Raw genomic sequence first — 17,565 nt, forward strand, 5'->3', positions numbered from 1 at the left:
AGATCGTCCTCCTCCCAAGGCAGATCGAAGCGAAGGCCGGGCGCCATGGCCGGCCTTCTGCATTTGATGCACTTCAGGTTCATATGAGCGGAAGCCGCACGGTCACGACGAGACCGCCGCCTTCTGCATCGTCGAGCGAGACTGAACCTCCGGCGCCTTCGACGACCTCCCGGACGATCGCCAGCCCCAGGCCGCTGCCCTCGGCTTCGGTCCCCATGATCCGGTAAAATCGTTCAAAAACCTGTTCGCGCTCCCCGCTCGGAATTCCCGGCCCGTTGTCCTCGACGGTAACGACGGCGTTGCCATCCGCCTGCCCCACCGCAACGGTCACCCGTCCATTCGGGCTGACATAGCGGATCGCGTTGTCGATGAGGTTGACCAACATCTCCCGCAGCATCGTCCCGTCGCCTTCGACGATGACGGGGCCGTCCGCTTCCAGACCGACGTCGATATTGCGCCTCAGCGCCTCTTCGGCATGCGCTTCCAGTATCTCGCGGGCTGCTTTGCTAAGATCGGCCGCGTCGCTGCGCGGGCGCCGGCTTCCGGGCTCGGCTCGTGACAAGGTCAGAAGCTGGCTGGCGAGGCGGGAAATCTGCCGCGTGCTGGTGCGAAGGGCAAGAAGCGCCTCGTCGCGGCGGGCCGCATCGCCTTCGCGGGCCGCCACGCTTGCCTGGGTCGAAATCAGCGCCAGGGGCGTTCTCAGTTGATGGGCGGCATTCGATACGAAGCGTCGCTGCGCGGCCATCTGATTCTGGACACGCTCCATATAGTCGTTGAGCGCATGAACAAGCGGCTGCAATTCGCTCTGCACCATCTCGGGCGGTAAGGGATCAAGACGGTTGCGGCCGCGCTGGCGCACGGCGTCCCGCAGCCTGAGGGCCGGCGCCAGGCCGCGTTGGAGCCCGAGGATGGTCACCAGGCTTGCGACGAAGACGAGCACGAACTGCTTCGAAAAGTCCGAAAGCCACAGCTGCCTTCGCATCGCGTACTGGCTGTGATGGGTCACGGCGACGGTCACCGAGATGGTGCCGTCATCAGGAAGGCCGACGACGGGATGGTCGAGCATCAGGACGCGCACATCGGCGCCATGGAATGTGCGATCCTCGCCTGCCCGCTGGACAGTCGGCAAGGGCAAGTCAGGAAAGCCGCTGACCAGGCTGCCCCAGGCAGTGATCACCTGATAGGAGACCCGGTCACCGAAACCCGTATCGAACATCTCGAGCGCAGCCGGCGGCACGTCCACCTGAACATTGCCACCCTCGTCGACGCGGACGGCCTCTGCAATGACGCGGGCCGAGGCCAGAAGCGTTCGATCCGTCACCAGCTTCGCCGTCGCATCGGCCGTCCAGAAGCTGTCGTAAAGATTGAAGCCGATCGCGCCGAGCAGGGTCAGCAGCACCCAGCAGAGCAACTGTACTCTCAGGCTCCGGCTGAGCCGGGCGATCGTCGCTCCGGCCTTTGTGACGACGCTATTCGACATGTCTGAGGAGATAGCCGAGCCCGCGCAGCGTGGCGATTTGAACCGAGCTGCTTTCGAGCTTTTTTCTGAGCCGGTGAACATAGATTTCGATGGCGCTCGGATCCGCCTCGTCGTCGAAACCGAAGACGCTTTCGGAAAGGGCGGCTTTCGACACCGTGTTGCCCGCCTTCATGACGAGCTGTTCGAGAACGGCATATTCCCGCGGCGTCAGCTGCAGCAGTTCGTCCGCGACGAAAAACTGCCGCGTCCCGCCGGAAAAACGCAGGTTGCCGACGGTGATCTCGGACGATGCGCGATCCTGACCGCGGCGCACCACCGCGCGGATTCTCGCTTCGAGTTCGGCAATTTCGAAGGGCTTGGCAAGATAGTCGTCGGCGCCGCTGTCGAGCCCCGCCACACGGCCGTCCAGGCTTGCATTCGCGGTCAGGATGATCACCGGAAGCTTTTTTCCGGATTGCCTCAGCCGCTTCAAAAGCGTCAGGCCATCAAGCTTGGGCAGCGCAAGGTCAAGGATCATCGCCGAATACTCGGCCACCTTAAGCATATGCTCGGCATCCTCGCCGTCATGGGCGATATCGATAGCATATTGCGCCTGTCGCAGGGCTTTGCCCAGCCAGGCCGCCAGATCCTTGTTGTCCTCCACTACAAGCAGTCTCATCCATCCCCCTTAGCACGGGCAGACGGCCTGGCGGAAGCGCGACACGATTGACTTTAGGCATGCTCAGCCTCGCCTTCGACGGCAACGACTGCGACGTTCCGGTCTCCGGCCATCGGCACCTCCGTTCCCCAGATTTCGATCTGCGTCAGCGCCGGAAAGGGCGAGCCGTCCTCCGCCTTGATCAGGCCGTGCAGCTCCACCCATTCGACGATGCAGGGCTCTATCGAAAAGCCTTGCGCAGCACCGGATTTCACCAGTGGAAAGGAGCAGGTTCTGCCGTTCGAGAAGGTGACGCTGGCTTTCTCCCACCAGGAATCATGCGGGAAGTCCGCCCGGAGGTAGAAGACGATCTCATCGATCCGGACGGGCCGTCCGAACTCCACCGTCAGGGCGGCTTCAGGATCTCGATTGATGCCCCAGCTCGTATAGGGCCAGAAGCCGTGATCGTCGTTGGCCTTTTCGCCGTCGATGGCGTTGCGCGCGGCAAAGACCGCTTCGCCCCGGGTTTCGACATTGGCGCGCGCATGCGGAAACAGCGTTCGATTGGCGTGATCGTCCCAGGGGTTCAGGGCGAGATTGCGCCGCTGGGCAATCTCGTCGGGCCGCGCGCTTCGGACTGAAAGCCGATGCATATCGCCGCTGAAGGCGTTCGGCGAATAGGGTTTACGCTTGTCGCCGAACGGCACGGCGAGGCAATAATCGCATTCCTTCATATAGACCGGGCCGGGTTGGGAAGCGCTGTCCAATGCCAGGAAGATATGCCCGGGTTCGGAAGCCTCCACGACGACGCAGTCGCCCTCGCGATAGCTCTGCCGATAGACCAGAAACGTTTCGTCCTGCCCCGTGGCGCTTGCCAGCACGAAACCATCGGCATCCATGATCTTCAGCGTCAATTCCATGCTCGCCCTCCTCAAGGCTAGACGATCCGCAATCTCAGAAGCTTGCCGGTAAACGGCAGGCGCAGCCGGTAGAGCTTCTCGGGCCAGGCCGCCATCAGCCTGCTGTCATCAACCTCGATCTCGTCGATTTCGATCGACCCGGCGCCGTCGACGGCAATGCTGCCGAAATCGGCGAGATCGATCCGGCCGGGGGCGACGGTCGGCGCCACGCAGGCCATGAGCGACAGGACCGCCGGTTTGTCCCCGTCATAGGTATCGACGATTTCGACATGGCGACCCCGTTGCAGGGAGACCGCGCGCCGATAGTTGCGCACATCCGCTTCCGGTGGATAGGCGCCGGATATATCGAGAGATATACGCGCTTCGCCGTCGCCAAATTCGACCTCGACGTCGCGGGCGCCGAACGCTTCGCCGGCGGCCTGCATGACGCCTTCGAAGGTCGGCACGTTGTGATAGGCCGATTGCATCGTCCATATCTCGTAGCGCCGCGGCGAAAAGGTTTTCGCGGTATAGGTCTCGACGCCGACGTCGATCAGCAAATGACGGCCGTTCTTGTAGAGCGTGACGCTGCCGACATCGTTGTGATTGTGGCCCTCGCCGTTGTTGCCGGCCTTGACCGCGAGGGAAAACTGCCCGTCGCGGGCGATGAACAGGCCAATGCCGGGATAAAAGATATCCCGGCCGGATGCCGGCTGCAGTTCGGCGGCGGGGATCGTATGACCGACCAGCAGCTCCTGCACGCGATACCAGAGGTTCCATTCGCCGGGCAGGTGCGGGCTCTCGGCGGCCGCCCGGTCGGCTGCGGCGAACGTCGCCAGCATCTCGGAACCAACAGACTTGCCGAACAGGTATTCCCGTGCGCTGCAAGGCTCGACCACCGCGGAGGAATCCGCGAAGTTGAAATAATGGCGGCCGGCGACATGCATGTTGGCGATATATTCGGCCATGTTGCGGATCTTCGGCTGCCGCCAGATCCCGTCGAACAGACCGGGCGCGACACTATCGAGCACGGTCAGCGCGCCGTTCAGACAGAGTGCGGCGTGGCGATAATAGACCACGCCCTCCTCGCAGGCCCCGTCTTCGGCATAATCCTTGAGGAAAGCATCCAGACTGCCGAGCGCTTTTTCGACGACGGCGCGGCGTGTCGGCTGATCGGTCTTCAGCGAGAAGGTGGTTAAAAGAACGTTCTGGGTAATCCAGGCCGTCCAGTTGTTCATTCGCTCCTCGCCGCTGCCCATCCACCAGAAATGCCGGCCGAGATAGGGCGTCAGGATGCGGGTCTCGATCTCGCGTTTCACACGCGCCGCAACCTCCGGGCTGATGCCGTCGAGCGCATCGCCGAGCAGGGCGACGATCGTCGCCAGAAGGGCCGCCGTTTCGGCGGCGAAGAGATCGATGACCGGCTGCGAAGTGTCGGGAAGCGGCAGACGCGGGCCACCGCGCCCATAGGCGTTATGCGCAGGAAGCTGCCAGCCGCTCTCCTCGGCAATCAGGAAGATGCCGTCGACGATCTTCGGCAGGAACCGTCCACCCGCTTCCACCAGTTCGCCCAGCACCAGATCGTTGAGCATCCGCCGGCGCGTGAAATAAAGCGCCTCGAAGTGCGAGCGGTTGCCGGTCTGCGTGTACTCCCGGTAATCGGAGGCCGTGATGAGGGGCCAGGCGCGCGCAAATGTGGCTTCGGCATTGTGCACGACCACATCCCGCACCGCCTGCGGCACCGCGTTCCATCGGTCGCGATCGGCGTAGACAGATCCCGGCGTGAAATCGCTGAGGACGTCCGGCAGCTCCCCTGAAATCTCGCTGAACATGTCCCTCCCCGCATTGGAAAAGCCTCGACGGCGCCTAGCCTGATGCTCACCTATCATATGTTTTCGGCGCTCGCCATAAAATTTGTATGACCTATTCAGAACTTGTTTGACCAATACCGGAGATGTGCTATGTCCTTCGCAGGAGGAAGACAGGGGGCCGCCTATCCGCCCAAACGGCCCGGGATTTAAGTTGGAGAATCCCGAAAGCCGCCAGCCGCAGAATGCCCGCCTAGGAGGAAGCATCGGTGTCCATATCGAATTCGGTCATCGCCAGGGATGGCGCCCCGGCCGTGCCCCGCCGGAAGGTCGCCGTGCTGTCCAAGCGCCAGCGCAAGATCCGCAATGCGCTTGTCGCTTATTCGTTCATCGCGCCGAATTTCCTCGGCTTCGCCGTCTTCACGCTCGGCCCGATCCTGTTCGCCTTCGCGCTTGCCTTCATGCATTGGGACGGGTCGAATGCGATCACCTTCGCAGGCCTCGATAATTTCTGGCGGCTCTTCGAGGACAAGGCCTTCATCGCGGCGTTCTGGAACACGATCATCTATACGGTCGCCTCGGTGCCGGCGACGCTCCTTTGTGCGCTCGGCCTCGCCGTTCTTCTCAACCAGAAGATCGCGGGACGGAATTTCTTCCGCACGGCGATGTTCTTCCCCTATGTCGCCTCGCTGGTGGCCGTCGCCGTCGTCTGGAACATGATCTTCAATCCCGAGATGGGACCGGTGAACATGATCCTCTACACGCTCGGTCTCGATCCGAAAAATATGCCGGGATGGGCGGCCGACCGCCACTGGGCGATGGTGACGGTGATCCTTTTCGGCATCTGGAAGAACATGGGCTATTACATGGTCATCTATCTGGCCGGTCTGCAGGGCATCAATGCCGAACTCTATGAGGCGGCCGATCTCGACGGCGCCAATTCCTGGCAGAAGTTCATCCATGTCACGGTGCCGCAGCTCGGACCGACGACTTTCTTCGTCACCGTCATGCTGACGATCCAGTCCTTCAAGGTGTTCGACCAGATCTACATGATCACCCAGGGCGGCCCCGGCACCTCGACGCTCGTGCTCGTCTACCACATCTACAACGAGGCCTTCATCTCCTGGGATCTCGGCTATTCCAGCATGATTTCGCTGGTGCTGTTCTTCCTCGTCCTCGCGGTTACGGTCTTCCAGTTCCGCCGCCAGAGGGAGGACGAGGCATGAGGATCGCCGGACGCAAAGTGACCATCCGGACGATCGCGATCTATGTCATCGTCATCGCCGTCACGCTGATCATGCTGATGCCCTTTGCCTGGATGCTGTCGGCATCGCTGAAGCTCAGCCGCGACGTCTTCGCCTTCCCGATCGAGTGGATACCGTCAGAGCCGCAATGGCAGAACTATGTGGATATCTGGACGAAGATCCCGCTCGCCCTCTTCATCTACAATACGTCGAAGCTGACGATCATCGTCACGCTGCTGCAGCTTCTCACCTCCAGCTTTGCCGCCTACGCCTTCGCGAAGCTGAATTTCCCCTACAAGAACACGCTGTTCCTAGGCTATATCGCCACCATCGCCATGCCCTGGCAGGTCTATATGGTGCCGCAGTTCCTGCTGATGCGCGAATTCGGCCTCAACAACACGCATCTGGCGCTGATCTGCCTGCAGGCCTTCACCGCCTTCGGCGTCTTCCTGATGCGACAGTTCTACATGTCGATCCCGACCGAGCTTTGCGAGGCGGCCCGCATTGACGGCATGAACGAGTACCAGATCTGGGCGCGCATCATGCTGCCGCTGTCGAAGCCCGCGCTCTCGACACTGACGATCTTCACCTTCGTCACCACCTGGAACGACTTCCTCGGGCCGATGATCTATCTGACCAAGACGGAGCTGAAGACCGTCCAGATCGGCCTGCGCATGTTCATCTCGCAATATTCGGCCGAATACGGGCTGATCATGGCGGCTTCCGTCGTCGCGCTCATTCCGGTCCTCGTCGTCTTCCTTGTTCTCCAGCGCTTCTTCGTCGAGGGCATCGCCTCGACTGGATTGAAGGGTTAAGCCATGAACGCCGTTTCCTCCGTCGCCCCTCAGCCGATTACCGATGTGGAAGTAAACGCCGCGCTCGATATCGCCGTCGAGCAGGTCAGGCGCAACCTCCCCGAATTCACCCACGCCGCGCAGAACCATTCCAGTATCAAGAATTTTTACCCCCCGGTGGCGAACGACCAGTGGACCGCGGGCTTCTGGCCCGGCGAACTGTGGCTCGCCTTCGAACACAGCGGCGACGCGGCCTTCCGGGATGCTGCGCAGATCCAGGTTCAATCGTTCCTGCATCGGATCGTCAACCGCATCGAGACCGATCATCACGATATGGGCTTTCTCTATTCGCCCTCGTGCATCGCCGCCTGGAAGCTCGTTGGAGACGCGGATGGCCGCAGGGCCGCGATCCTGGCCGCCGACCAGCTGATCGAGCGCTTCCAGCCGATCGGCCAGTTTATCCAGGCCTGGGGCCGCAAGGGAAAGGCGGAGGAATATCGCTATATCATCGACTGCCTTTTGAACCTGCCGCTGCTCTACTGGGCAAGCCGCGAGACCGGCGATCCGAAATACCGTGAAATCGCGCTCATCCACGCCCGCACCACGCTCGCCAATTCGGTGCGGCCGGATGATTCCACCTATCACACCTTCTACATGGACCCGGTGACCGGCGCGCCGGTGCGCGGCGCCACCAAACAGGGCTACCGGGACGACAGCGCCTGGGCGCGCGGACAGGCCTGGGCAATCGCGGGCATGGCGCTCTCCTACCGCTACGAGCGGATCGAGGAATATCGCAGCACCTTCGACCGGCTGCTCGCCTTCTATCTCAACCGGCTGCCGGCCGACATGGTGCCTTATTGGGACCTCGTCTTTTCCGACGGCGACGGCGAACCGCGCGACAGTTCGTCGGCCTCGATCACCGCCTGCGGCCTGCTTGAAATGGCCGAGCTCGCCGAAGCCGAACAAGCCGAGCGCTACCGCACGCTGGCGCGCCGCATGATCAAGAGCCTGGCCGACCACTATGCGGTCAAGGATCCCACCGTTTCCAACGGCCTGGTGCTGCACGCCACCTATTCGAAGAAATCGCCCTTCAACACCTGCCGCGGCGAGGGCGTCGATGAGTGCGTCTCCTGGGGAGACTATTATTACATGGAAGCTTTGACGCGCCTTTCGCGCCGCTGGTCTTCCTATTGGTGACCTCAGGAGAACCCGATGGCCAGCATTTCGCTTAAAGAGCTGAACAAATCCTACGGCGCGCTCACCGTCGTCCACGATATCGATCTTGAGATCGCCGATAAGGAATTCATCATCCTGGTCGGCCCGTCAGGCTGCGGAAAATCGACGACGCTCAGGATGATCGCCGGCCTCGAGGAGATCTCCGGCGGAGAACTCAAGATCGGCGGCGACGTCATGAACGACGTCCCCTCCAAGGACCGGGATATCGCCATGGTCTTTCAGAACTATGCGCTCTATCCACATATGACCGTCTACAAGAACATGGCCTTCGGCCTGCAGCTCAGAAAGGTGTCGCGCGACTTCATCGATGCCCAAGTGCAGGACGCCGCCAAGATCCTCGACATCACCCATCTCCTGAACCGCAAGCCGAAGGCGCTTTCGGGCGGTCAGCGCCAGCGCGTGGCGCTCGGCCGCGCCATGGTGCGCAATCCGGCCGTCTTCCTCCTCGACGAGCCGCTTTCCAACCTCGACGCCAAGCTGCGCGGCACAATGCGCTCCGAAATCACCAAGCTGCACAAGCGGCTCAACGCCACCTTCATCTACGTCACCCACGACCAAGTGGAAGCCATGACCATGGCCGACCGGATCGTCGTCATGAAGGACGGCCACATCCAGCAGGTCGACACGCCGCAGAACCTCTATGACCGTCCCGTCAACATGTTCGTCGCCGGCTTCATCGGCGCGCCGCAGATGAACATGCTGCCCTCGACCATTCAGCGCCGCAGCGAGCGTTATGTCGCCGTCTTCGACGGTCGGGAACTGCCGCTGCCCGATCATTTCGACAAAGGCAGGATCGCGCCCTATGAGGGCCGAGAACTGGTGCTCGGCATCCGTCCGGAAAATTTCCACGAACTGCCGCCGGCCGACATCCCGGCCGAGAACCTGGCGCCCCTCAAGGCAGTGGTGGAGCTTTCCGAACCGATGGGCTCGGAGGTGCATCTGAACATGGTGGCCGGCGGGCGCAATCTCATCGCCCGTGTGTCGCCGCGTTTCCGGCCCGCGATCGGCGACGAGGCGACGCTCACCGCCGACATGAGCAATGCGCAGCTGTTCGACAAGGAAACGGAACGCTCGATTCTCTACTGAGCGCCTGGGGAGACGGCCATGCAGCGGCTGCGGGAGATGTGGACGAAGGAGGGGCCGGGCATTCCGAAGGATGCTCCGAAAAGGACCGGTCTTGCCCTGTTTGCTGAAATCCTTGCCCGCGAATGGTGGGAGATGGTCAAGCTCAACATCCTGTTCATTCTGGCCTCCCTCTTCGTCGTGACGCTACCGGCAGCGCTCGCCGCCATGGCCCGGGTCTCGGTGGCTTTGGTGGAAGATCGCAACACCTATCTCCTGCGCGACTTTACGGAAGCATTCATCCACTACTTCTGGCGCGCCACCGCCTGGGGTCTCGCACTGGCGGGTGCGTTCGCCATCTGCCTCCAGGCGATCCTGACCTATGCCGCCGGCGCGCGGGACAATTTGATGCTTGCCGCACCGCTGGCGATCGCCCTCGTCGCGACCGCCTTCGTCGCAGTGTTTGCCTGCCATCTCGTCATGCTGATGGTGATGCGCGATCTGCCGGCTCTGCGGCTCCTGCGTCTGGCCGCGCTCGCCTCCGTCGTCCGCCCGCTTCCGGCACTTGGCGCGCTCGCCTTCAACGCCACCCTGTGGCTGGCGCATATCCTCTTCTATCCGGTTTCCGTTTTCATGCCGGCAACCTTCAATTTCTCACTCGGAATGTTCGCCGTCGCATTCGGCGTCCATCGGGCGGTGGTGTTGGTCCTGGACCTGCCAGAGGCAATGCAGCCGCCCTGTAAACCGCATGCAGGAAACGCTTCATAAAATAACTGACCAGAGACGATCCAGGGAAGGAGAACAGGCATGTATTTGGAAAAATTCGGGAGGACGGTGAAACTTGCCGTGGCAGGTTTTACCTTGGCAGCAACGACATCAGGCGCAGCGTTTGCCCAAGACGCAGTGACGCTCAAATGGGCTTTGTGGGACTGGGATAAGACAGCCTATTACAAGCCGCTGATCGAGGCCTATCAGGCCAAGCATCCGAACGTGAAGTTCGAGCCGATGGATCTCGGCTCGCAGGACTACCAGCAGATGATTTCGACGCAGTTGACCGGCGGCTCGAAAGATATCGACATCGTCACCGTCAAGGACGTGCCGGGCTATACCAATCTGGTGCGCGCCGGCAATATCGCCGATCTGAGCGGCTTCGTGAAGGATCAGAAGATCGATCCGGCGGCCTATGGCGGCCTGATCGAGGAGCTGACCATCGACGGCAAGGTCTATTCTCTGCCGTTCCGCTCCGACTTCTGGATCATCTATTACAACAAGGACATCTTCGACAAAGCCGGCGTCCCCTACCCCACCAATGACATGACCTGGGCGCAGTTCGACGCGACCGCCGAGAAGCTGACCGGCGGCATGGGCACCAACAAGACCTATGGCGCGCTGCTGCACACCTGGCGTTCGACCGTTCAGCTGCCTGGTATCCTCGACGGACAACACACGCTGGTCGATGGCGACTACGCCTTCCTGAAGCCGTGGTACGAGCGGGCGCTCACCCTGCAGAAGGATGGCGCCATTCCCTCCTATGCCTTCCTGAAGACGTCGAACACGCATTATTCGGCGCTGTTCTTCAACGGCACGATCGGCATGCTGCCGATGGGAACCTGGTTCGTCGGCACCCAGATCGCCAAGGTGAAATCGGGTGAATCGAAGAGCAAGAACTGGGGCATCGTGAAGTTCCCGCATCCGGACGGCGTGGCAGCCGGCACGACGGCTGCGCAGATCTCGGGCCTCGCCGTCAACGCCAACTCCGAGCACAAGGATGCGGCGCTCGACTTCATCAAGTTCGTCACCGGTCCGGAGGGCGCTGCCGTCATCGCATCGACGGGCACCTTCCCGGCGCTCAAGACCGCAGATGTCAGCGCAAAGATCGCCGCAACGCCCGGCTTCCCGGAAGACGCGGCCAGCAAGGAGGCGCTGATACCGTCGAAGGCCTACCTGGAGATGGCGGTCAATCCGAACGCGGCCAAGATCGAGGTCGTGCTCAACCGCGTCCACGACGCGATCATGACCGACAACACCCCGATCGACGATGGGCTGAAGGAAATGACCGAAGGCGTGAAGGCCATCAAGTAGCCTTCGCGAAATGCCGACGGCCGCGGACCAGCGCATGGCCCGCGGCCGACCCGTTTTAAAGATTTCGAGCTGACGATGATCTACGATCCCACCAGGGCCAATCCGCTTTGCGGCAATCCCCTGAAGACGCGCGACGACCTAACGAAGGCCGCTATCGACCTTTTCGAACCGCTCCTGCCCTATTTCTCGGATGGCGCCGCGCGCGTGCGCCTGGGTGCAACCGGCGCGATCTTCGACCGCGCGGCGGCGGATCTGGAAGGATTTGCACGGCCGCTCTGGGGCATCGTTCCGCTCGCCGCCGGCGGCGGCCATTTCCCGCATTGGGATCTGTATCGGCGCGGACTGGCGAACGGAACCAACCCTGATCATCCCGAATATTGGGGCGATCTCGCCGACCGCAACCAGCGACTGGTCGAACTCGCCGCCGTCGGATTTGCGCTGGCACTGGTGCCCGAACATATCTGGGAGCCGTTGAGCGAGAGCCAGAAGAAGACGATTGCTGCCTATCTTGTCGCGGCGCGGGAACTGGAATTCATCGACAACAACTGGAAATTCTTCCGGGTCCTCATTGATCTCGGGCTGGAGCGTGTCGGTATTCCGTTCGACCACGGCAAAACCGTCGCCTATCTCGACGAAGTCGAGGCTTTCGATCTCGGGGAAGGCTGGTATCGCGACGGGCCGGTGCGGCGGGTCGATCATTACATTCCCTTCGCCATGCATTTCTACGGCCTGATCTACGCCGTGCTGGCGAACGGCGACGAGGCGCGCAAGGAGCGCTTCCGCGGTCGCGCCGAAATCTTCGCCAGCGATATCCGCCACTGGTTCGGCCCCGATGGCGCCGCCCTTGCCTTCGGCCGCAGCCAGACCTATCGCTTCGCGGCCGGCGGCTTCTGGGGCGCGCTTGCTTTTGCCGGCGTCGAAGCGCTGCCCTCGGCTGAGATCAAGGGCTACTACATGCGCCATATCCGCTGGTGGTCGGCGATGCCGATTGCCGAGCGCGACGGCGTTCTCTCGATCGGCTACGGCTATCCGAACCTGCTGATGAGCGAGAGCTACAATTCTCCCGCCTCGCCCTATTGGGCGCTGAAATTCTTCCTGCCGCTCGCGCTTCCAGAGGATCATCCCTTCTGGACTGCCGAAGAGGCGCCGCAGCCGGCATTCCCCGAGCCGGTGTCGTTGAAGCCGGCAGGCATGGTTGCCATGCACACGCAGGGAAATGTCGTCGTGTTTTCCTCCGGCCAGCAGCACGACAAGATGCGCGGCGCCAACGAGAAATATTCGAAATTCGTCTATTCCACCCGATACGCCTTCAATATCGAGGCCGACGACCGGAATTTTGCAGCCGCAGGCTTCGACGGCATGCTCGGCCTCTCCGACGACGGCATTCACTTCCGCATGCGCGAAAGCCTCGAGGAGGCGCTGATAGCAGGCGACCGGCTCTATTCGCGCTGGCGCCCCTGGAACGATGTCGCCATCGAGACCTGGCTCATTCCCGCAAACCCCTGGCACATCCGGATTCACCGCATCGCCACGCCGCGGGCGCTCAGCACCATCGAGGGCGGTTTTGCGATCGAACGCGCCGATTTCAATGCCGATCGATCCGAGCAGGGCGAAGGCCGGGCCGTCTGGTACGGACAGACGGATGTCAGCGCGATCGTCGATCTGTCGTCCAGTCCGAGAACCGGCCATGCGATGAGCCCGATCCCGAACACCAACCTCATTCACGCCAAGACCCTGCTGCCGCAGCTGCGCGGCGAAATCGGCGCGGGGACCACTGTGCTCGTCACCGCGGCAATGGCGCTTCCCAGCGGGCAGGATTGGGCTGCGGCGCTGGGCAATCTCCCGGTCCGTCCGAATCTTGACGAACTGGAGCGTCAGTTCGGTGAGGACGGCGTGCGTGTGCCGGCCTTTGATCTTCAGTCTTAGAGCGGTTCAGCCGAACCGCTCTAAGCTTTTGTTTAAACGCAATTCCGGACGGAAAACCGCTTCGCACTTTTCCTGGAATTGCTCTAGCTCGGGATCGGGGCGCCCTTCGCGGCTCATTGCGGCGGGGCAATCATTCGCTGCGGGGAGTGCCGCGATGGCGCTGGCCGCGCGCCAGCTCGACAAAACGGCGCTTGACCTCGTCGAACAGCGCCGGCGGCAACGGGCCGAAATAGCCGCTCTCATTGTCGATCGGCCGAACGTCCGGCCCTGGCCAAACAAAGCGATTGCTTTCCGTTAGGACGATCCATGATCGCTCGTCATCCAGTCCAAGGCGTCGTTTCGTGGCGGCCGGGATTTCGACCGCATCGCTCGGATCGGACGGTGGCGAATGGGTCACCGGCAGCACTCGCACGGTCGGCATTTCATCATCCAGCGCGGCGACGATCGCAAGCACGAGAGCCAGGCGATCCTTGTCGCCCTCCTCTCGACCTTAAAGATGTTGCCAATACCAGAGATAAGAATAGCGGAAAAGCCAACCAACCTTCGGCTCAGTCGGAAGCATGCTTATTCTTCAGTTCGGAATCCAGATGCTCAAGCCCCGGCTCCATCCGCGACGCTTCGATCGCCGCAAGCTCTTCATCGCCGAGGGTCGTCGTCAGGTCGACACGACGATCGCGTTTCGTAAAACGGAGATAGTCCTCATAGGCTATCAAGACCGTCCGCGGCCGACCGTTCTTTGTGATGATCACCGGTTCGCGTACAGCCGCATCCTGATAGGCGCCAAAATTCTTGGACACGGCAGCAGCCGTTACAGTGGATGTCATTTCGGATCTCCTACTTTCCGTAATATACGGGATTTCCGGAGTTCTACAAGGCATTGCAGATTGGGCTGAGATCGGATCTCGACTGCTTCCCACACAGTGCGGCGACCGGTAGCGCCACCAATTTAAAAGCGGAGGCGTCAGCTCGATGTACACCGTTTAGCTATGATGCCGTCCGTTCTGCATCGTAGCTTTTGGCGATCTGCTGGGCCCATTCCGCCATTTGATCGTCCGGTATCTGCAGAACCCCATGCTCAGCCATCAACGCATGGTATTGCTGCTCCTCTAGCGGCACGCCTGTAGGCAAGGGAACGACGTGAAAATGTAAATGGCTGTTGGCTTGCTGACTGCCGAGTGAAAGCACATAAATTCGCTCGGCGTCGAACACCCTTTTGAGGGCGCGCGACAAGATGTGAACCTTCTCCTGCAATCGAAGATATTCGTCTGTCGATATGTCTCGCGCCAGATCCTCGCGGTGCTCCTTCGGACTGACAAGGCAATAACCCGGAAGAGTCGGATATTTGCTCAGAAAGATGATGGTCTCATCGTCCTCAAAAATGCGATGATGAAAGCAAGCGGGGTCGTTCTTGACCAAGCCGCAGATAAAGCATGGCCTTGTTTCAATGCCGCGCACATAGGCCTTGAGATCAAATGGTAGGCGCTCGATCATTGCTGAACCTCTCGTGCGCGGATTCGATGGTCGATGATACGTCGACCGATATTGCCTCGTATCCTAAAGTGCGTCACGAACTTTCAGATTTTGCCGAGCTTCATGTATTTATTTTCTCACGCGCCATTAATATTTTCGGATTACTGATGATAATTATACTAACCCTCTCAATTTCATGAATTAATTCTCCTTCAATGAAACATTATTGAAGTGAAATCCGGCCGTGCCTGGTGGTATACTCTGCCTTCATTTTGGAGCCATGGGAGGAGGATGCAATGCCTACCGTAATGGTCTGTCATAACGTCAAAGACACAAAATACTGGCTCGCCTCGCCTGTTCGCAAGCAGGTTCTGGAACCTGTCGGCGTGACGAATATTCGCACCTTTACAGATCCTCAAACGCCCAACCGCGTTGGTTTGGTAATGGAGGTAGCAGACATGCAAAAGTTGATGGCCTTCATGCAGACCAAGGCCGCGGCCGATGCGATGGCGAGTCGGCGTCCTGCCGGAGACCATGATGATCCTGGTTCAATCGTAACACCCATCTCCACGGGACTTGGGCAATGCAGCGCGGGACAACGCGGGAGGATGATATGACCACTCTATTCGTGAGGCACGAGGTTTCCGACTACGCCACATGGCGCAAGACATATGACGCGTTTGATCCGGTGCAAAAAGCCAATGGCGTTACGGCGCAAGCCGTCTATCGGGCCACTGACAATCCAAACGACATTACCGTCACGCACGAGTTCGCCACGCTGGAAGCAGCTCAGGCTTTCGGCAAGCTGGAAGAGCTGAAGACGGCAATGCGCAACGGAGGCGTGCTCGGCACGCCGACCGTATGGTTTGCCAATAAAACGTGAAATGGGCGGAACGACTGCGGCCGCTCTCGGCGCATAACAGGAAGCCGGGTCGTGCGCGCTCTGTCGAGCGCCCTTATTGCCCGCTCTTCAAATCGCGCAGGAGATCCAGGCCGCTTTGGTATTTTTCCGTGTTCCTGCCGGCCTGTTCGGCTTGGCGGAGATTGTCTTCGAGATCGGCCTGTTTGACCGGCAAGGCCAGTGGGTTTGAAGCCGCACGTCTGACGAAGTCGTCGTCCGCCTCGTCGGGCCGCCGCGTCAAAGCATCGACCGCGGAGATAATCGCCGGTGGAAAGCCTTCCTCCCTCAGCCTGTCGAGCGTCCAGCCGTTTCCCTTCTCGGCGACGTCATGAAGGTAGGCGACCGTTCGTGTCTCGTCGCCGGAAACGAGAAGTGCCACCCGCTGGCAATGCTCGAAGTACGGCCGGTCGGTCTTGTCAGCCTGCCCTTCATGCGCCTCGAGAGCGATCTGGATGGCGTGATCGAGATGCTGCATCGGATCACGGCCCTTCGGTCTTCCTGATCTTCCGCTGGGACGGCTTTTCGCCGGTTGTCATCTCGATATCGGGCACGGAAGTCTTGGCGACCCGGCGAAGCTTTGGTGGCGGCCGGTCGAGATCGCCGCTTTCACCGGCGCCTTGGAGCAACGCTGCGTCATCCCTGTCGTCTTCATCGAGCAGGTCCTGCAGCGTCTCATGCTCATCGTCGCCAGCCAGTTCATCGCACGCCTGCAGCCAATGGCGCTGGTCCGCACCTTCCGGGCGGCCCTCGGCCTCCCAGATTTCGTAGGCACGGCGGCGTATCTGCTCGTGCTTGTCTACAGCCATGATCTCCTCCAACACATTTCAATGAGCCGTTCAGGGCGTGTTGATGGTTGGAAGAAAATCCTCCACCTGTTTACGCTCATCTTTTGATAGCGTCTCCACCCGTTCCTTCCAGAACCGTTCAGCCTCAGGCGGATCCTCGTCCCATTGGCGGACTTCGGTGATGTTGTCGTCAATTTTGGACCGGCGGCAGCCACCGAGGCTGAGATATTCTTTCGCAAGCTTCAGGCTTGGGGTTTCGGTGTTACTGTCACCATCTATCGCAGCGCTTGCATTGCTGCGGGCCTTCTCCAATGTCCTGCGGCGGTCCTTCTCGGCAGCTCGCGTGTCGGCGGAGCGCGCGTCGTCGGTGCCGCTTTCCGGCGGCACAACGGATTTGGACGTCATAGCTGTCCTCCTTTCATTCATGCAAAGGATGTTGTGATCCGATAACCCTCGCGGTTAGCGAGAGTTCCCGCCTACGGCAATGATTTGAACGGAGCATCAAGCCGGAGCGCCCGGCCGGCCGTCAATGAACGGCCATGCTCACCATGCGATAGGGGTGCACGGCCTCGAACTGCGAGATCATCGCCGTTGCCTGCAGCAGCACACGCTCGGCATTCTCGGGATCGTCACGGGCGAGTTCATCGGCGTTGACGCGGATCGCTTCGGCCATGTTGTTGGAAATTTCCGCAAACTGCATATTGCCCTCGACAAGGGCCTCACGTGCCGTGTCTTCCAGCGTACGGGCGATGTCGACAAAGATTTCCTCGCGCTCCTCGATGCTGAGGTCCTTGATGATCTTGGTCATCTCTTCCATATCGCGCACTCCCAAAAGACGTGAGAACCTTCGTCTTTACTTCGAACGCCGGAGTAGCGCTTCTGTTCCCTGAAGGGCGATGCAGGCACTTCGGCGCCGGCATCGTTTGCACGGCGGAATTGACAACGATCTGATCCTTGGCGCATTCCTGCGCAAAAGGATTTCGTCAGGCTGACGCCGGCCACCTTGGGCGCGGCATAGTAGGCGTTTGGGGACTGGCCGTGAAAGCTTCAACCGAGGCCGAGTTGACGATCTGCGCTGTCATCGCGGGCGCGTACACGTGCAGGCGCATTTGCAGGACGGCGCGATGCGCGGTAACCGACGAACAGAGCAGTTCGTCATTGCGGCCGATAAGTGCGATCTGGTTCTTCAAAGTTCCAACTCGTTGTTTGGCCATATGCCAAGTGTGACAAAGCTCAAGGGC

Annotated in this window: 19 protein-coding genes and 1 pseudogene; 9 read left to right on the forward strand and 11 right to left on the reverse strand. The window is 60.7% G+C overall.

The window, feature by feature from the left end; translation table 11 throughout:
* Positions 1-79: 79 nt before the first annotated feature.
* Genes CO657_RS26965 through CO657_RS26980 form a run of 4 tightly spaced genes read right to left on the reverse strand, consistent with a single transcriptional unit; the run spans position 80 to position 4,848 of the window.
* Positions 80-1,480: a sensor histidine kinase gene (locus tag CO657_RS26965; protein ID WP_054183892.1), complete on the reverse strand. Its 1,401-nt coding sequence runs from the start codon at positions 1,478-1,480 to the stop codon at positions 80-82.
* Positions 1,470-2,138, reverse strand: coding sequence for a response regulator (locus CO657_RS26970; RefSeq protein WP_054183891.1), 669 nt, complete (start codon positions 2,136-2,138; stop codon positions 1,470-1,472). Before CO657_RS26970 ends, CO657_RS26965 begins: the two co-directional genes overlap by 11 nt.
* Before the next feature lie 53 nt (positions 2,139-2,191).
* Positions 2,192-3,037 carry a carbohydrate-binding protein gene (locus tag CO657_RS26975; protein WP_054183890.1) on the reverse strand — a complete coding sequence of 282 codons (846 nt, stop codon included), beginning with the start codon at positions 3,035-3,037 and terminating at the stop codon, positions 2,192-2,194.
* A gap of 17 nt (positions 3,038-3,054) precedes the next feature.
* Entirely contained in the window at positions 3,055-4,848 is a 1,794-nt protein-coding gene (locus CO657_RS26980; RefSeq protein WP_054183889.1) for a heparinase II/III domain-containing protein, read from the reverse strand.
* 245 nt (positions 4,849-5,093) lie between these two features.
* Here CO657_RS26980 and CO657_RS26985 point away from each other — a divergent pair, with 245 nt between their 5' ends.
* The 7 genes from CO657_RS26985 (at position 5,094) to CO657_RS27015 (ending at position 13,168) form a co-directional block, all read left to right on the forward strand.
* Positions 5,094-6,050 (forward strand): carbohydrate ABC transporter permease, encoded by a 957-nt coding sequence (locus tag CO657_RS26985; protein ID WP_054183888.1) that lies wholly within the window; start codon positions 5,094-5,096, stop codon positions 6,048-6,050.
* Positions 6,047-6,883 carry a carbohydrate ABC transporter permease gene (locus CO657_RS26990; protein ID WP_054183887.1) on the forward strand — a complete coding sequence of 279 codons (837 nt, stop codon included), beginning with the start codon at positions 6,047-6,049 and terminating at the stop codon, positions 6,881-6,883. The genes CO657_RS26985 and CO657_RS26990 overlap by 4 nt, the downstream gene beginning before the upstream one ends.
* A 3-nt stretch (positions 6,884-6,886) precedes the next feature.
* Complete coding sequence (locus CO657_RS26995; protein WP_054183886.1) at positions 6,887-8,059, forward strand: glycoside hydrolase family 88 protein; 1,173 nt, start codon at positions 6,887-6,889, stop codon at positions 8,057-8,059.
* 15 nt (positions 8,060-8,074) lie between these two features.
* Complete coding sequence (locus CO657_RS27000) at positions 8,075-9,184, forward strand: ABC transporter ATP-binding protein (protein ID WP_054183885.1); 1,110 nt, start codon at positions 8,075-8,077, stop codon at positions 9,182-9,184.
* An 18-nt stretch (positions 9,185-9,202) separates the two neighbouring features.
* A complete protein-coding gene (locus tag CO657_RS27005) occupies positions 9,203-9,928 on the forward strand; it encodes a DUF624 domain-containing protein (RefSeq protein ID WP_054183884.1) in 726 nt (241 codons plus the stop codon).
* A 39-nt stretch (positions 9,929-9,967) separates the two neighbouring features.
* Positions 9,968-11,242 (forward strand): ABC transporter substrate-binding protein, encoded by a 1,275-nt coding sequence (locus CO657_RS27010; RefSeq protein WP_054183883.1) that lies wholly within the window; start codon positions 9,968-9,970, stop codon positions 11,240-11,242.
* Between the two features lie 75 nt (positions 11,243-11,317).
* Positions 11,318-13,168 carry a DUF2264 domain-containing protein gene (locus tag CO657_RS27015; protein WP_054183882.1) on the forward strand — a complete coding sequence of 617 codons (1,851 nt, stop codon included), beginning with the start codon at positions 11,318-11,320 and terminating at the stop codon, positions 13,166-13,168.
* A 130-nt stretch (positions 13,169-13,298) separates the two neighbouring features.
* Here CO657_RS27015 and CO657_RS27020 read toward each other — a convergent pair whose 3' ends face one another.
* The 3 genes from CO657_RS27020 to CO657_RS27030 form a co-directional block, all read right to left on the reverse strand.
* Entirely contained in the window at positions 13,299-13,631 is a 333-nt protein-coding gene (locus tag CO657_RS27020; protein WP_245292987.1) for a plasmid maintenance toxin (PemK-like), read from the reverse strand.
* Between the two features lie 85 nt (positions 13,632-13,716).
* On the reverse strand, positions 13,717-13,992 hold the full coding sequence (locus CO657_RS27025) for a type II toxin-antitoxin system Phd/YefM family antitoxin (protein WP_054183881.1): 276 nt from the start codon (positions 13,990-13,992) through the stop codon (positions 13,717-13,719).
* Positions 13,993-14,152: 160 nt separating this feature from the next.
* Positions 14,153-14,659: an HIT family protein gene (locus CO657_RS27030; RefSeq protein WP_054183880.1), complete on the reverse strand. Its 507-nt coding sequence runs from the start codon at positions 14,657-14,659 to the stop codon at positions 14,153-14,155.
* Between the two features lie 275 nt (positions 14,660-14,934).
* Here CO657_RS27030 and CO657_RS27035 point away from each other — a divergent pair.
* Together CO657_RS27035 and CO657_RS27040 are read left to right on the forward strand one after the other, a co-directional pair.
* Positions 14,935-15,196: pseudogene (locus tag CO657_RS27035) on the forward strand (hypothetical protein).
* Between the two features lie 55 nt (positions 15,197-15,251).
* Positions 15,252-15,521: a hypothetical protein gene (locus tag CO657_RS27040; RefSeq protein WP_054183879.1), complete on the forward strand. Its 270-nt coding sequence runs from the start codon at positions 15,252-15,254 to the stop codon at positions 15,519-15,521.
* A 73-nt stretch (positions 15,522-15,594) separates the two neighbouring features.
* Here the strand turns inward: CO657_RS27040 and CO657_RS27045 are convergent, their stop codons facing one another.
* The 4 genes from CO657_RS27045 to CO657_RS27060 all read right to left on the reverse strand — a co-directional run bounded on the left by CO657_RS27045 (position 15,595) and on the right by CO657_RS27060 (position 17,141).
* Positions 15,595-16,014: an HD domain-containing protein gene (locus CO657_RS27045; protein WP_054183878.1), complete on the reverse strand. Its 420-nt coding sequence runs from the start codon at positions 16,012-16,014 to the stop codon at positions 15,595-15,597.
* 4 nt (positions 16,015-16,018) lie between these two features.
* Complete coding sequence (locus tag CO657_RS27050) at positions 16,019-16,345, reverse strand: DUF2934 domain-containing protein (RefSeq protein ID WP_054183877.1); 327 nt, start codon at positions 16,343-16,345, stop codon at positions 16,019-16,021.
* A 30-nt stretch (positions 16,346-16,375) separates the two neighbouring features.
* Positions 16,376-16,729, reverse strand: a complete 354-nt coding sequence (locus CO657_RS27055; protein WP_054183876.1) for a hypothetical protein — start codon at positions 16,727-16,729, stop codon at positions 16,376-16,378.
* 121 nt (positions 16,730-16,850) lie between these two features.
* Positions 16,851-17,141, reverse strand: a complete 291-nt coding sequence (locus tag CO657_RS27060) for a hypothetical protein (protein ID WP_003591154.1) — start codon at positions 17,139-17,141, stop codon at positions 16,851-16,853.
* Between the last annotated feature and the right edge of the window lie 424 nt (positions 17,142-17,565).

The sequence above is a fragment of the Rhizobium acidisoli genome, assembly GCF_002531755.2.
In the GTDB taxonomy this organism is placed as follows: Bacteria; Pseudomonadota; Alphaproteobacteria; order Rhizobiales; family Rhizobiaceae; genus Rhizobium; species Rhizobium acidisoli.

What these genes read in the sequence shown, in the direction of transcription:
- CO657_RS26965 (WP_054183892.1), bottom strand. Translation starts at nt 1,480, where the DNA reads ATGTCGAATAGCGTCGTCACAAAGGCCGGAGCGACGATCGCCCGGCTC.
- CO657_RS26970 (WP_054183891.1), bottom strand. Translation starts at nt 2,138, where the DNA reads ATGAGACTGCTTGTAGTGGAGGACAACAAGGATCTGGCGGCCTGGCTG.
- CO657_RS26975 (WP_054183890.1), bottom strand. Translation starts at nt 3,037, where the DNA reads ATGGAATTGACGCTGAAGATCATGGATGCCGATGGTTTCGTGCTGGCA.
- CO657_RS26980 (WP_054183889.1), bottom strand. Translation starts at nt 4,848, where the DNA reads ATGTTCAGCGAGATTTCAGGGGAGCTGCCGGACGTCCTCAGCGATTTC.
- CO657_RS26990 (WP_054183887.1), top strand. Translation starts at nt 6,047, where the DNA reads ATGAGGATCGCCGGACGCAAAGTGACCATCCGGACGATCGCGATCTAT.
- CO657_RS26995 (WP_054183886.1), top strand. Translation starts at nt 6,887, where the DNA reads ATGAACGCCGTTTCCTCCGTCGCCCCTCAGCCGATTACCGATGTGGAA.
- CO657_RS27000 (WP_054183885.1), top strand. Translation starts at nt 8,075, where the DNA reads ATGGCCAGCATTTCGCTTAAAGAGCTGAACAAATCCTACGGCGCGCTC.
- CO657_RS27005 (WP_054183884.1), top strand. Translation starts at nt 9,203, where the DNA reads ATGCAGCGGCTGCGGGAGATGTGGACGAAGGAGGGGCCGGGCATTCCG.
- CO657_RS27010 (WP_054183883.1), top strand. Translation starts at nt 9,968, where the DNA reads ATGTATTTGGAAAAATTCGGGAGGACGGTGAAACTTGCCGTGGCAGGT.
- CO657_RS27015 (WP_054183882.1), top strand. Translation starts at nt 11,318, where the DNA reads ATGATCTACGATCCCACCAGGGCCAATCCGCTTTGCGGCAATCCCCTG.
- CO657_RS27025 (WP_054183881.1), bottom strand. Translation starts at nt 13,992, where the DNA reads ATGACATCCACTGTAACGGCTGCTGCCGTGTCCAAGAATTTTGGCGCC.
- CO657_RS27030 (WP_054183880.1), bottom strand. Translation starts at nt 14,659, where the DNA reads ATGATCGAGCGCCTACCATTTGATCTCAAGGCCTATGTGCGCGGCATT.
- CO657_RS27040 (WP_054183879.1), top strand. Translation starts at nt 15,252, where the DNA reads ATGACCACTCTATTCGTGAGGCACGAGGTTTCCGACTACGCCACATGG.
- CO657_RS27045 (WP_054183878.1), bottom strand. Translation starts at nt 16,014, where the DNA reads ATGCAGCATCTCGATCACGCCATCCAGATCGCTCTCGAGGCGCATGAA.
- CO657_RS27050 (WP_054183877.1), bottom strand. Translation starts at nt 16,345, where the DNA reads ATGGCTGTAGACAAGCACGAGCAGATACGCCGCCGTGCCTACGAAATC.
- CO657_RS27055 (WP_054183876.1), bottom strand. Translation starts at nt 16,729, where the DNA reads ATGACGTCCAAATCCGTTGTGCCGCCGGAAAGCGGCACCGACGACGCG.
- CO657_RS27060 (WP_003591154.1), bottom strand. Translation starts at nt 17,141, where the DNA reads ATGGAAGAGATGACCAAGATCATCAAGGACCTCAGCATCGAGGAGCGC.